The sequence below is a fragment of the Siphonobacter sp. BAB-5405 genome, from assembly GCF_002872335.1.
In the GTDB taxonomy this organism is placed as follows: domain Bacteria; phylum Bacteroidota; class Bacteroidia; order Cytophagales; family Spirosomataceae; genus Siphonobacter.
In genome coordinates this window covers 124844-139518 of sequence record NZ_NJAG01000003.1, presented here as the reverse complement: position 1 = coordinate 139518, position 14675 = coordinate 124844, and the positions used below count along the sequence as shown (strand labels likewise).

General features: G+C 48.9%; 11 protein-coding genes. 7 read left to right on the top strand and 4 right to left on the bottom strand.

Features of this window, described 5'->3' with window-relative positions; translation table 11 throughout:
* Positions 1-167 precede the first annotated feature (167 nt).
* Positions 168-851, top strand: a complete 684-nt coding sequence (locus tag BWI97_RS03250) for an NAD-dependent deacylase (RefSeq protein WP_094809052.1) — start codon at positions 168-170, stop codon at positions 849-851.
* A gap of 112 nt (positions 852-963) precedes the next feature.
* Entirely contained in the window at positions 964-2583 is a 1620-nt protein-coding gene (locus BWI97_RS03245; RefSeq protein ID WP_102200020.1) for a S8 family peptidase, read from the top strand.
* Positions 2584-3196: 613 nt separating this feature from the next.
* Here BWI97_RS03245 and BWI97_RS03240 read toward each other — a convergent pair.
* The 4 genes from BWI97_RS03240 to BWI97_RS03225 are packed head-to-tail and all read right to left on the bottom strand — an operon-like array spanning position 3197 to position 7748.
* Complete coding sequence (locus BWI97_RS03240; protein ID WP_094817042.1) at positions 3197-3799, bottom strand: TetR/AcrR family transcriptional regulator; 603 nt, start codon at positions 3797-3799, stop codon at positions 3197-3199.
* A 51-nt stretch (positions 3800-3850) separates the two neighbouring features.
* Complete coding sequence (locus BWI97_RS03235; protein WP_158242672.1) at positions 3851-4636, bottom strand: N-acetylmuramoyl-L-alanine amidase-like domain-containing protein; 786 nt, start codon at positions 4634-4636, stop codon at positions 3851-3853.
* 39 nt (positions 4637-4675) lie between these two features.
* Entirely contained in the window at positions 4676-6004 is a 1329-nt protein-coding gene (locus BWI97_RS03230) for an MFS transporter (protein ID WP_233207740.1), read from the bottom strand.
* Between the two features lie 16 nt (positions 6005-6020).
* Positions 6021-7748, bottom strand: coding sequence for an alpha-amylase family protein (locus BWI97_RS03225; RefSeq protein WP_102200018.1), 1728 nt, complete (start codon positions 7746-7748; stop codon positions 6021-6023).
* A 225-nt stretch (positions 7749-7973) separates the two neighbouring features.
* Between BWI97_RS03225 and BWI97_RS03220 the strand changes: the two genes are divergently transcribed.
* From BWI97_RS03220 to BWI97_RS03200, 5 genes are all read left to right on the top strand, one after another.
* Positions 7974-9869 (top strand): alpha-amylase family glycosyl hydrolase, encoded by a 1896-nt coding sequence (locus BWI97_RS03220; RefSeq protein WP_102200017.1) that lies wholly within the window; start codon positions 7974-7976, stop codon positions 9867-9869.
* A 19-nt stretch (positions 9870-9888) separates the two neighbouring features.
* The gene (gene pgmB, locus BWI97_RS03215) at positions 9889-10551 is read left to right on the top strand and encodes a beta-phosphoglucomutase (RefSeq protein WP_102200016.1); all 663 of its coding nucleotides are present in this window, start codon (positions 9889-9891) and stop codon (positions 10549-10551) included.
* 114 nt (positions 10552-10665) lie between these two features.
* On the top strand, positions 10666-12993 hold the full coding sequence (locus BWI97_RS03210; RefSeq protein ID WP_102200015.1) for a family 65 glycosyl hydrolase domain-containing protein: 2328 nt from the start codon (positions 10666-10668) through the stop codon (positions 12991-12993).
* 56 nt (positions 12994-13049) lie between these two features.
* The gene (locus tag BWI97_RS03205) at positions 13050-13526 is read left to right on the top strand and encodes a Dps family protein (RefSeq protein ID WP_102200014.1); all 477 of its coding nucleotides are present in this window, start codon (positions 13050-13052) and stop codon (positions 13524-13526) included.
* Between the two features lie 87 nt (positions 13527-13613).
* Positions 13614-14666: an AMP-binding protein gene (locus BWI97_RS03200; protein WP_102200013.1), complete on the top strand. Its 1053-nt coding sequence runs from the start codon at positions 13614-13616 to the stop codon at positions 14664-14666.
* Positions 14667-14675: the final 9 nt, after the last annotated feature.

Sequence of the window (14675 nt, the reverse complement as noted above, 5' to 3'; positions counted from 1 at the left end):
CTGGCAGTATTGGTTTCAGGGGTTTGAATGGGTTTAAGGTTTGAAGTTGTTTGAAAGTTTGAAAAAGTTCACTGGACAGTACATTTTGGATCATCAAAGGTCTTTCGAACTCAAACCCATTCAAACCTTAAACTCGCTCAAACCCAATCAAACCCTCTTCATTTTCTATGAAAAAAGTAGTCGTATTAAGCGGAGCCGGAATTTCCGCTGAAAGTGGCATTAAAACGTTTCGGGATTCAGATGGTCTCTGGGAAAATTACCGGATCGAAGACGTAGCTACGCCAGAGGCCTGGCGAAGAGATCAGGCTCTGGTGCTTGACTTCTATAACCAACGCCGCAAACAGGCCCTGACTGCCGAACCGAACGCAGCTCATCACATTCTAGCCGAACTGGAGAAAAATTTCGAAGTTCAGATCATTACGCAAAACGTAGATAATCTCCACGAACGGGCGGGCAGTACACACGTCTTACACTTACACGGGGAGTTATTCAAAGCCCGCTCGACGAAAAATCCGGCCTTGATTTATGAACTGGAGGATTGGGCTCTCAATGTAGGCGATCACTGCGAACTGGGCAGCCAGTTGCGACCGCATATTGTCTGGTTTGGTGAAGAAGTTCCGGCCATTCAGGAGGCGATTCCGTACTGCGAAGAAGCAGATGTATTCATCGTGGTTGGCACCTCTTTACAGGTATATCCGGCGGCAGGTCTGGTTGATTTTGTTCGGCCCAATACGCCCATTTACGTAGTCGATCCGAATCTACCTTCCGTCTCGCGTCGGAAGAATGTAACGTATATTCCTGAGAAAGCCAGTCTGGGTTTGCAAATGATTCAAAATCAATTGCAGCCTTAAAATACCCGAATGTCCGGAATCTAGGCCTTTTAACAATAATTAGTAGGCTTTGCTGGACTTTTCTTCCTATTTATGAGTTATTATAGGTGAAATTTCATTAACACGATTTGATATGCGTAAATGGTTCATTCCGGTAGCACTGCTTGCTGCCCATTTAGCAACCGCTCAGAATCAGGCTCCTGTTACGGAACCGGTAAAGACGAAAGCCCCAACCAACTGGTTTAATCTTGACTATTCAGCCGATAAAATCCGCGGCGTAAGTTCAGAGAAAGCCTACGAATTAGTTAAAAAACGTAAATCATCGCCCGTGATCGTAGGGGTGATCGATTCCGGAATTGATATCAACCATGAAGATCTGAAATCGAAAATCTGGACCAACCCCAAGGAAATTGCGGGTAATGGTAAGGACGACGACAACAACGGCTATGTGGATGACGTACACGGCTGGAGCTTCCTCGGCAATAAAGACGGACAGAACGTCGATAAGGAAGGACTGGAACTGACCCGGGAATACGGTAAGTACAAGAAACTTTTCGACGGAAAAGCGGAAGCCGATATTGCTGCCGATCAGAAAGACGCCTTCACGTACTATCAGGAATTAAAAATTGCCTACAACGAGAAAGCTCAGGAGTCTAAAATGATGCTTCCGTTGATTGAAAACCTGCTGAAGTCTTATACGGAAGCTGGTGCAACGCTGAAGGAGTACCTGAAGAAGGATACCGTTACGGCGGAAGATGTAGCTAAAATCGATAAAACGACCGCCGATGGCAAACTGAAGCGGGCGATTGCCGCCTACGAACGCGGTTTCCAGATGGGTTATAACGAGAAAGAGTTGCAGGAAGCTTACGATCACTACAAGACGGAAGCTGAAGTACAACTTAATCCGGATTACAACGCCCGTCAGACTATCATCGGTGATAATCCGGAAGATACCAAAGATCATAACTACGGCAATAACGACGTGATTGGCCCTGACGCTCGTCACGGTACGCACGTAGCGGGTATCATCGGTGCCGACCGTAATAATGATCTGGGCATGAAGGGCGTCGCTGATAACGTAAAAATCCTGGTCGTACGGGCCGTACCGGACGGCGATGAGCGTGACAAAGACGTGGCTAATGCCATTCGTTATGCCGTCGACAACGGAGCACAGATTATCAACATGTCGTTCGGTAAAGCGTATTCACCCCAGAAAGAAGCGGTTGATGAAGCCGTGAAATACGCAGAATCGAAGAATGTACTGCTGGTTCACGCCGCTGGTAACGAATCGCAGAACACGGATGTAGAGCCTAACTTCCCGAACCGTAAACTCAAATCGGGTACTGAGCCTAACAACTGGATTGAAGTAGGTGCGTTGAGCTGGGAACCCAACAAAGTAGCCAACTTCTCGAACTACGGTAAAAAAGGCGTGGATTTGTTCTCCCCCGGCGTGGCTCTGTACTCTACCGTACCCGGTTCAAAATACGAAGAGCTGGACGGTACGTCGATGGCCGCTCCGGTAGTAGCGGGTGTAGCGGCTCTGGTGAAATCTTATTTTCCCAAAATTACGGCCGCCCAGTTACGGCAATTGCTGATTGAATCAACCGTGAAGTTTCCGGAACAACAGGTAAATCAGCCCGGTGGCGAAGGTCAGGTTGCTTTTGGCGAACTTTCTAATTCAGGCGGTGAAGTAAACGCTTATAATGCCGTAAAATTGGCCCTGGAATGGGAAAAAGCGGGTAAGATTAAATAGTGTACTGTTTTTAGTTTACCGTTTTCAATTAACTGTGACAACCGGGAAGTTTGGAGGTCTTCTGATGAGGAAGAAATCTGGACTTCCGGTTTTATTTTTGTTACATACTTAATTCGAGAGAGCCCACTGGTGCGATAATCAGGCAGGTAAGAACCTGCCTTTTTCGTTTATTTATTGCCATAACTGGGCAGTTGGAAACTACCACATGGTAGGTACAGGTTTAGAAACCGGCACTAGTACAGCACATCTTAGGCATTATAACCCTGAAGGGGTTCAATAACATTAAGCTCCGTATACAATGTAGCGGAATCAAATCGGTAAGCTAACCATGGGTTGCACCCATGGCTAAACAAATGAAACCCCTCCGGGGTTACACGGCCCCCTTTTTCATCCAGGCTTGCATACCGACTCGCCAACCCTGAAGGGTTCAATTTCAATAGCCCCGTATGCAATGCGGGGAACTGGCCCACCCAGTAGGCACAGCCTACAAATTAAAAATCCGTAGCAAATGCTACGGACAACCCGTCTCGCTATCTTTACCGGGTTTATTCTACCAAAACCCAAAACCCAAAACCCAAAACCCAAAACCCAAAACCCAAAACCCAACCCGTCCTCACCCCCGCTTCAAACCCTCCCAAACCGTATTTACGGCCGTGTTCAGCAACATAACATCCAGCGTCAGATCACCCGAAAGTTTCATTTTTACCACGGCGGTGATGTTGCCGTAGACCATCCAGGCCATCAAGCGGGAGGAAATGTCTTTCAATTGTCCCGTGTGAATCCCTTTTCGTAAAAACTCCCAGAGTGGCTGATAAAAGTTGAACATTTCCTCTTTGGAGAGCTTGTTCATAATGGGCGAATTGGCGTAATGCTCAATAAACAGAAACTGATCGGGATGACTTACATAGTAGTCGTACAAACCCAGAAATACACTTCTGAACCGATCACGGTACGGTTTAGTCGTATCATCACTTTCCTGAATCACCAGAGCGATTTTATCCCGGTACAGCAGAAAAAGTTCATCAATCAGTTGCTCCTTGCTTTCGAAGTAATGATAAATCGTTCCGGCGGCTACGTTGGCGTGCTGAGCGACCATACTCATGGGTGTGGCATGGAACCCATTCTTTGATATCAAATCCAGCGTAGCCTCCAGAATCGCCGTGCGTTTATCCAGAGGTCTGTCCGATTTTTTAGGGGTATCAAGCCGTTTCGCCATGCCTCGTAGCCTTTGTTAAGTAATCAATGGATTTGAGTTCGTATTCGTGATTTATTGCAGACGAGCCACAATGATCCCCGTCTGATCCCGGTGTCGGTTCAAATACGCCGCCAACGGTTCCGCCGAAATCACCACTTTTTTCTGATCCGTTGAGGCGTGCAGCAAATACACCTTCCCCCCTTTTTGATACGCAAATCCTTCGTGTGAAACATCCAGCCCAGCTTTAGCAGAAGTAATCCCAATGATATCACCTGTACGCAGGTTCGATTCGATGGCAGGTAGTTTATCCTTCGGAATGTAGTACTTCTGAACCTGATTCAGGGCCTGTTCCAGCGTTTGTACTTGGTCGAAGTTCTGCGAGTCAGCCAGTTGAGCATATAAATTCCGGTGTTTCGTCATGAAGTCAATGGGTTTATTGTAGGGTACGCCACCCCACTCCTCTGCCATCAAGCGAGCATCGCCATAGCGAACCAGTTGCTGTAAAAACGATGAAAAATAGTGCTGCCGACTTCCATACCCCTGCACCTTCCCCTGATCGTAGCGATACCGGGCTAACTGGTGCTTAAAGTAATCCACGGTCAGCGTATCGGACTCAATGGTTTGGGTAAGAGCCAATACATTCTCGACAAACGTCGTGCAGTCCAGTTCCCGCAGGTTTATTACCAGTTGTTCATCGCCGGGCTGTTCGAGGGTACGGGCCACGTACGGCGTATTAAGAAAACTCAGGGCTACGGTACCCACCGTTTCTCCCGGCGTCTGACCCTTTGGGATTTGAAGCTTTTGCTGAATTAGCTCCGGTTCACCTATAACGCAGGCCAGCCATAAGCCAAGCCACATACTTATCTTTATCATGAACTGAATACGTAGAATCGTTCGTTAAGCCTTCTCTTCATCATCGACACGCAGGGTCATTAACCCCGCGATAATCAATAAAATTCCCCCGAAGACGATAACCTGAATCGGAGCCCAACCTACCAGCTTGATGAGATAGGATAATCCCAGGCTCGCCAGAAACTGAGGGAATACAATAAAGAAGTTAAATACGCCCATAAAGTAACCCATTCGTTCGGCAGGCAGGCTACCGGATAATAAAGCGTAGGGTATGGTCAGAATACTCGTCCAGGCAATACCGACGCCGGTCATGGAAAGTAGCAGCCACTGTGGATCTTGTATGAAATAGATCGAAATGAGTCCAAACCCTCCGATTACCAGACTTAGCAAATGGGTCATTCGCCGTCCGATTCGGGCGGCAATGGTTGGAACCAGTAAGGAGAAAAGAGCCGAGACACCATTGTACACGGCAAATGCCGTCCCCACAAAATTCGCTCCTTCATTGTACCGTTCGGAATGTGTATCGCTGGTTCCGTAAATGTGTTCCGTTACAGCATTGGTCGTATAAATCCACATGCAAAACAGCCCAAACCAGGTGAAAAACTGTACAACGGCCAGTTGACGCATGACCTTAGGCATTTGAAACAGGCCCGAAAAGGTTTCCCTGAATTCATCCCCCAGGCGACGATGTTGTCCTTCCTGACGGAAGGCTTCCAGATTTTCGGGTGGATATTCTTTCGTCGTGAGTACGGTATAGGAAACACAGGAAATAAAGGCGGCGGCTCCCAGGTAATACGACCACCGAACTGAGTTTGGAATTTCACCCGGATCTGCCGTATTCGCCACGCCAAGGTACGTAAATATAGCGGGCAGTGCCGACGCTATTACCGCTCCCACGCCAATGAAAAAGCTTTGCATGGCGAACCCAGACGTACGTTGTTCACTGGGCAACAGGTCGCCCACAAAGGCCCGGAACGGTTCCATCGAGATATTAATGGATGCATCCAGAATCCAGAGCATACTGCCCGCCATCCAAAGGCTGGAGGAATTAGGCATGAAAATCAGAGCCAGCGTAGCAAATACGGCTCCAAAGAAAAAAAACGGTCGCCGCCGCCCCCACTTGGGGTGCCAGGTTCGGTCACTGAAGTAGCCAATGATGGGCTGTACCAACATGCCCGTCAGCGGAGCCGCAATCCATAACAAAGGGATTTCTTCGGCGTCTGCTCCGAGGGTGGAAAAAATGCGACTCGTATTGGCGTTTTGCAGAGCAAAGCCAAATTGAATGCCCATAAACCCGAAGCTCATGTTCCAGATTTGCCAGAACGATAACCGGGGTTTTGAAAAAATGGAAGCAGAAGCAGGGGAACCGGGCATTCGCGTAGGGGATGGATTACGTTTGGGGAGTGATTTCGAAAATCAACGCACTATTGGCCGGAATTTGGACGGCAATTCCATCGGTGGCCTGGAAGCTTCCTTTTACTTTCTTGTTCAGGAAAATTTCCCTGTACGCATACGATGCCTGCGGTGAAAGGCCCGCCATATTCCAGAACAATTCGGGGATTCGTACCTGCGTTTGATACGTCTGCGTTCGACTGAAATTCGTTACGATCAGTAAGATCTGATTTTCGGTGTACCGTAGGTAACTATACAGTTTCGATTCGTCGTAGCCCGCGGATTGGCCGCCCCCATTCACGTACTGTACATCAAAGAAATTGCCGTATTGAATGGCTTCCGACTTGCGACAGAGTTTGTTGACAGTCAGGTAAAAATCGTACAGCTTTTTCTCTTCGGGCGACAATAGTCCGCCGTCGAATTTCCCATCATTCATCCACTTCTGCCACTGCGGCACCCGCCACCAGTCGAACAACGTAGTTCGGCCATCGTTCGTCTGGAACCCTTCGGCTTCGGCAGCGGGCTCGCCTACTTCCTGCCCGAAATAGTACATCACCGGACCGCGTCCCTGCGTGGCACTCACCACCCAGGCGGGAATGGCATACTCGGCTTTTCCGGCAAAAAATTCACTGGCAATCCGTTGCTCGTCGTGATTTTCCAGGAAACGTAACATGTGTTTCTCAATATCCCCGGACTCGTGTTGCCACACCCGCGTAATGCCCGAAGCGTGTCCCCGATCTTCCATCAGCTCTCGCAGGGTATCGTACATCCCTACTTTGTCGTACAGGTAATCAAACTGACCTACGTGGATGTAGTTATGGTACCGTAGCGGGTTATAGATTTCAGCGATAAAAATGACATCTCCTTTGGCTTTAATCTGGGGGATACACCAGGCCCAGAATTCGACCGGTACCATCTCGGCCATGTCGCAGCGGAAGCCATCTACGCCTTTCGCTACCCAGTACAGCAGAATGTCCCGCATTTTCAGCCAGGTATCCGGAATGGGGTCAAAGTGACAGGAACGACCATTCTGGTAATCAACGCCGTAATTAAGCTTACTCGTTTCGTACCAGTCGTTGATACTGGGTTGAGCCTGAAATACATCATTTCCCGTGGCCCGGGCCGGATACTCGAAGTACGGGTGCGGGGACTCGATGGGCAGGTGAACGCCTTCCGGAATGGCAAATTCTTCGTTCGGCAGATAATAGAAATTATTGGCCGGCGAAAAAGCCTGCGTATTCACGTCCGTTTCGCCAAAATCAAGCACCCCGGCGGGTTTGGCATCAGAGTGATACTGACGAGCCACGTGATTCGGTACAAAATCAATAATCAGCTTCAGCTTCTGTGCGTGCACCCGCTTCACCATCGCTTCAAACTCTTCCATCCGCCGCGAAGGGTTCTGAGCCAGAAAGGGGTTTACGTCATAGTAATCTTTGATGGCGTATGGCGAGCCGGCCCGACCTTTCACCACGGCCGGATGATCTTTGGGAATACCGAGAGCCGAAAAATCTTCCATGGTGGCGTGTTCCAGCACACCCATCGTCCAGACGTGGGTCATACCGAAATTCTTCAAATTTTTCAGAGCGGTATCACTAACATCACTAAACGTGCCGGTACCATTTTCACTCAACGAGCCCCAGGGCTTTACTTGTGAGTGTTTATTACCGAACAAACGAATGGTCAATTCATAAATGAGCAGCTTGTCATTTTGCTTTTCTACAGACATGGTTGTTTTCTTGGGAAGTTATGAAATGACACTACCGCATTTTCACCGGAAGTGTTTCAAAAATCAGGGTTCTGAATCACACTTTCGAATTCTTTTCCCGACTATTTTTTCTTTACTATTACCCTTAACTATAATTAAGTATCCAAATCAATCAATTTTATCGCAACAAATTAATATTTCCGTAAATTTTACGTTCGTTTGCTACTCACTTTAATTATTCGCCCCATGTTTTTGCGGATCAGTTTTTTCTGTTTTCTGCTCCTTGAGACGCTACCCCTCTTTGCCCAAGGTCTTAAGATCCAGCGTATTAACCCCACCAACTGGTACGTTGGAATGAGAAAGCAACAGGTACAGCTACTGGTATACGGGCCGAATATCAAAGGTGCGAAAGTGAAGGTTAATTACCCCAGCGTGTTTGTCGATCGGGTCCATCAGGTGGAAAGCCCGAATTATGTATTCGTGGACCTGACCATCGGGGCGGATACTAAACCCGGCACCCTCCAACTTCAGTTTTCGAAAGTATTTCCATTAACGGAAAGACGAAACAACAGTACAATTGTCAACGGTGGCCGGGAAATGATTGTCACAGTCCCCTATGAATTGAAGGCTCGTACCGCCCGCCCCCAGACTGTCGATTCGCGGGACTTTGTGTATCTGCTGCTTCCTGATCGCTTTGCCAATGGCGATCCTTCCAATGATCGTTTTGCGGATATGGCCGATACGCAACTGGACCGTACTAATCCGTTTCTGCGACACGGTGGCGATCTGGCGGGTATTATGAAACACCTCGATTACTTCAAAGAACTGGGCGTGACCACGTTGTGGCTTAATCCCGTCATCGAAAACGATCAGCCAACCACCAATGAAGGTGGGGCCATGCGTTCTTCGTACCACGGTTACGGCTTTACGGATCATTACAGCGTTGACAAACGCCTGGGCGGGAACGAAGCGTACCTGAAACTCGTAGCGGCGGCTCACGCCAAAGGGTTGAAAATCATGCAGGATGCGGTCTATAATCACGTGGGGAAAAATCACTGGCTGGTTCGGGATTTACCCGCCAAAGACTGGCTGAACCAGTGGCCGCAGTACCAGAACACGACCTATAAAGACCAGCCCATCGTAGACCCCTACGCTTCGGAGTATGACCGCAAAGTGAGTCAGGATGGCTGGTTCGTCCCTTTCCTGCCCGATCTGAATCATAAAAATTCGTACGTAGCAAATTTTCTGATTCAGCATGCCCTCTGGACGGTCGAGTATTTCGGCATCGATGCCTGGCGGGTCGATACGTATTTCTACAACGATCTGAACTTCATGAATACGCTCAACCAGCGGCTACTGGAAGAGCATCCCAACCTGTACATCTGTGGTGAAAACTGGGTAAACAGTGTCACAAATCAGGCGTACTTCGTGAAGAATAAACTCAATGTTCCGTGGAAGAGTAACCTGCCCGGAGCCATTGATTTTCAGCTTTATAACGCCAGCAATGATGCCCTGAATCAGAACATCAACCGCTGGTACGAAACGCTGGGGCAGGATCTCCTCTATGATGATGCGTTCCGCAATCTGATTTTTCTCGACAATCATGATCTGGATCGCTTTTATTCGGTGATTGGGGAAAATTTGGACAAGTACAAAATGGGCATAACTTTTTTGCTTACGACCCGCGGTATACCCCAACTTTATTACGGAACGGAACTTCTCATGAAGAATTTTAAAAATCCATCGGATGCTGAAGTTCGTAAGGATTTTCCGGGAGGTTTCGCGAATGACCCTACCAACAAGTTTACCGCCTCTGGCCGGACCGCCACCGAAAATGAAGCCTTTACCTATGTACGTACGCTGGCTAGTTTCCGCAAAACCTCTACAGCTTTACAAACGGGAAAATTGACTCAATTTTTACCACAGGATGGAATCTATGCGTATTTTCGGCACGATTCTAAGGGTACTGTGATGATACTCATGAACGCCAATACAACTGAAAAAAAGCTGGATACGGAACGCTTTCGCGAACGTATGCACGGTTTTTCTTCGGCTAAAAACGTACTAACGGGGGCCCAGGTATCGAATCTACAGCAGATTCAGATTCCCGCTCGTTCTTCCCTTGTACTGGAGCTTCAATAACTGGAAACCAAAACTTTAGATTGCCTTGAAAGCTTGCCTGTTTGATCTTGACGGAGTAATTGTTGATACGGCTGTTTATCATTTTAAAGCCTGGCGACGACTCGCCAATGAACTGGGTTTTGACTTCACGGAACACCAGAACGAACAGTTGAAGGGTGTTTCCCGCATGGAGTCGCTGGAATTGATTCTGCAATGGGGTGGCGTTACGTTATCCGATGAAGAAAAACAGCAATGGGCTGCTCGCAAAAACGAATGGTATCTGGCCTACGTCAATCAAATGACGCCACAGGAAGTTCTTCCCGGCGTTCGTGACTTTCTTGATTCCTTACGAAAAGCGGGGATTGGCATTGCGTTGGGTTCCGCCAGCAAAAACGCCCGGCTGATTCTGGAGCGAATTGACATGCTCGACGCCTTTGATGCCATCATCGATGGTACACATACTACCAAAAGCAAACCTGATCCGGAAGTTTTCTTACTCGGAGCCCAGGCTTTACACCAGAGTCCAGCCGATTGTGTCGTCTTTGAAGATGCCGTGGCCGGCATTGAAGCCGCCCACCGGGGAGGAATGAAAGCCGTCGGCGTCGGATCTCCGGAAGTACTCACGGAAGCAGACGTGGTCATTACGGCCTTCACGGAAACCAGTTGGACCAAGCTCAGCGACGAACTGCTGGGTTGGCAATAAACCCCTTTTGAAAAGAACTCACGTACGCTCAGACCTCTCCTGACTGGGCGTACTTCACATATCGATTAGTAATCCCTCCTACTGGAAACAACTAATCGCTGAACTTAAACTCGGATGAAAAATTATTTGAAACACGATGAATGGTGCATCATCGAAGAAGGCTTCCATGCGGACTGGAATGAAATCACCGAATCGGTTATGTCCCTGGGCAATGGCCGGATGGGTCAGCGGGGCAATTTTGAAGAGGGCTACTCCGGCAAAACCCTGCCGGGTAACTACGTAGCTGGCGTCTACTTCCCGGACAAAACCCGGGTTGGCTGGTGGAAAAACGGCTACCCCAATTACTTTGCGAAAGTCATAAATGCCGCCAACTGGATTGGTATCCAGATTGAGCTGGAGGACGAAAAACTGGATCTGGCGAACTGCCACGTGCACGAATTCCGTCGGACCCTGAACATGAAAGAAGGCTGGCTGAGCCGTTCGTTTGTGGCGATGCTGCCTTCCGGCAAACAGGTGGGCGTCACGGCGAAACGGTTTTGTTCGCTCACCCACGATGAAGGCGGGGTCATTCGCTACTGCATTAAACCCCTGAATTTTGATGGCAAACTCACCATCATGCCCTACATTGACGGAACGATTTCCAACCGCGACTCCAATTACGACCAGAAATTCTGGCAGGAGATTCACCGGGAAACGGGTTTTGCGGAAGGCTACCTCCACCTGACTACGGTACCGAATGAGTACGGGGTACCACAATTCGAAGTCGTTACGGGTCAGAAATTTTCTTTGTACAAAGACGGAGCTTCGTTTCCGTTTCAGGCCTTGCCCGTCAAGCAGGAAGGTTTCGTTAGCAGTCGCATTCAGTTGGACGTCATTGCTGGTGAAGAAATCGCTCTGATCAAATACGCCTGCAACCTGAGTGACCAGAATCACGCCCGTGAAGACCTGCTCGCCCACGCCAAGACGTACCTGGCGACTATGGCCGAAAAAGGATACGAACAACTCTTGCGGGAACAAATCGAAGCCTGGGCCCAGAAATGGCAGCAGATGGATATTGTCATTGAAGGAGACGTCGCGGCTCAGCAAGCCATTCGGTTTAATCTGTTTCAGCTCAGTCAGACCTATACGGGAGAAGACGATCGCCTTAACATTGGTCCCAAAGGATTTACGGGAGAAAAATACGGCGGCGTGACCTATTGGGATACGGAAGCGTACTGCATTCCCTTCTATCTCTCCACGGCAGAACCCAAAGTAGCCCGTAACCTGCTCATTTACCGTTGGAAACAACTGGGCAAAGCCATTGAAAACGCTGAGAAGCTGGGTTTCACGGGAGGAGCGGCCCTTTATCCAATGGTGACGATGAACGGCGAGGAATGCCACAACGAGTGGGAAATTACCTTCGAGGAAATCCACCGTAACGGAGCCATTGCCTACGCCATCTACGATTACATTCGGTATACCGGCGATACGGCTTACCTGGGTGAATACGGCTTTGAGGTACTCCTGGGCATTGCCCGTTTCTGGTCGCAGCGGATTACGTGGTCAGACGAGCGTCAACAATTTGTCATGCTCGGCGTAACCGGACCGAATGAGTACGAAAACAATGTGAACAATAACTGGTACACGAACTACATCGCTCGCTGGTGCCTGCAATATACGCTGGAGGTAGCCGATCAGTTGAAGACTGCGGAGGCCGAGCGTTACGCCACTTTGAGTCAGCAACTGCAGCTCAACGAAGAAGCGGAGTTTGGTCGCTTCCAGGCTATTATTGACCAGCTTTACTTACCCGAGTCGAAAGAATTAGGAGTTTTCCTGCAACAGGATAGTTACCTGGATAAAGAACAAATTCTCGTAACCGACCTGCGTCCCGAAGATCGTCCACTGAACCAGAAATGGTCCTGGGATCGGATTTTGCGTTCCCCTTTCATCAAGCAGGCGGACGTATTACAGGGCCTGTACTTCTTCGAAGATCAATTTGAGGAAGCGACGATTCGGCAGAACTACGATTACTACGAACCCCGTACCGTCCATGAATCATCCCTGTCGCCCTGCGTACATGCCATTTTGGCGTCCCGGCTGGGAATGGATGACAAAGCCTACGAAATGTATCTGCGAACGAGTCGTCTGGATTTGGATGATTATAACAATGATACTGAAGATGGACTGCACATCACTTCCATGGCAGGTACCTGGATGTCAGTGGTTAAAGGCTTTGGGGGCCTGCGGGTGAACGACGGACAGCTTCACTTATCCCCCCGCTGCCCGGAGCAATGGCAGAGCTATTCGTTTACCATTCGTTTCCGGGACAATATTCTCAATGTACACGTCCGTCCGGATGGCACAGTAATTGAGAACATGGCGGGTGACGAGCTTACGGTATGGGTTCAGGGCGAAAGCCGCAGCATTCCTGCGGCAGTAGTCGAAGCCCCCGAGGAAGAGTAATTTTCTTTGTGTCCGTAACGCTGTTTTACTTTTTGTCAACCGAACGATACGATAGCATGAGTACTTTAAATGCCATTGGTTTAGATACCGATAAATCCGCTGCATTAGCCCAGAAGCTAAACGAACTGCTGGCTAATTACTCCATTTTTTACCAAAATACCCGTGGGTATCACTGGAATATCAAGGGCGAAAAATTCTTTGAATTACACGTAAAATTCGAAGAGCTGTACAACGATTTATTACTAAAAATTGACGAAGTAGCCGAGCGGATCTTAACGCTAGGGTATACGCCGAACCACAACTATTCGGAATATGCCCATCAGTCGCAAATTCTGGAAAGTGCCAAAGTTTCCAACGGCACTACGGCGGTAGAAGGCATTCTGAATTCCTTTAAGGTAATTATGCCCCTGCAACGCGAAATTCTGGCGGTAGCGGGTGAAATTAATGACGAAGGAACTAGTGCCCTGATGAGCGATTACATTCGTTCGCAGGAAAAAATGGTCTGGATGTACTCGGCCTTTTTGAATAACTAAGGACAGGTTGGTCTACTTACCTTGCGGAGAGCCGTTGTCTGACAACGGCTCTCCGTTTTTCTCAGGCAACCGGTTAATTTTACACGCATGCTAGTAATCGATGCCGCTCTTCCTTTACCCGAGCCTCAGACGGAGTACGAAGCTCAGGCCATAAACTTTTGCCAGCAGTGGCTTTCGGGTCAATCGCATTTCCAGTTGCAAACGTCCGGTTCGACGGGTACGCCCAAAATTATTACGCTAACCCGAGACCAGATGCAGGCTTCCGCCCGTCTTACGGCTGAAACCTTTCAGTTGCAGCCCGGCGATCAGGCCCTTTGCTGTTTGAATGTCAACTACATTGCGGGAGTAATGATGCTGGTTCGCACGCTGGAATGCGGATTACGCACTTTTGTGATGGAACCCAGCTCCGACCCATTACCCAAGGATGTCTCGCTCGATTTCGCGGCGTTTGTACCCCTGCAACTGCAACATTTGCTGGAACAAGCGAGTGAATCTTTGCCGCAGCTCAATCAAATGAAGGCCCTTATCATTGGTGGGGCGGCCGTTTCGCAGAGCTTACACGCAGCCTTACAGGTAATACAGGCTCCCGTATATGCTACGTATGGCATGACCGAGACGGTTTCGCACATTGCCGTTCGCTGCCTGAATGGTCCCGAGCAGTCGGATTACTTTCAGGCCTTACCGGGAGTAGCTCTAGGGCTTGACGAACGCGATTGCCTGCACATTACTGCCGCTGCTTCTAATTTCGAACGAATTCAGACCAATGATGTCGTAGAAATGCAGGACGGCGGACGTTTTCGTATGCTGGGCCGGGCGGATCATATCATCAACTCTGGAGGGATTAAAATTCAACTGGAAGAAGTAGAGCGTTGGGTTGAACCGATTGTACAGGCCTATTATCCCGGAAAACGTTTTTTTGCCTGGGGTTTTCCCGATGAACGGCTGGGGCAGGCACTGACGCTCGTCATCGAAGCGGAGTCGCTCGCTCCCGAACAAAATCAGGAACTGCTCCGGCAACTTAAAAATCAGCTTCCCGCGTATAAGTCTCCACGGTCTCTACGTACGGTACATGCTTTCCAGCATACCCCCACGGAAAAAGTTGATAAACGAGCTACTGTACAAGGGCTACCCACTGAATAATTGCTAAGA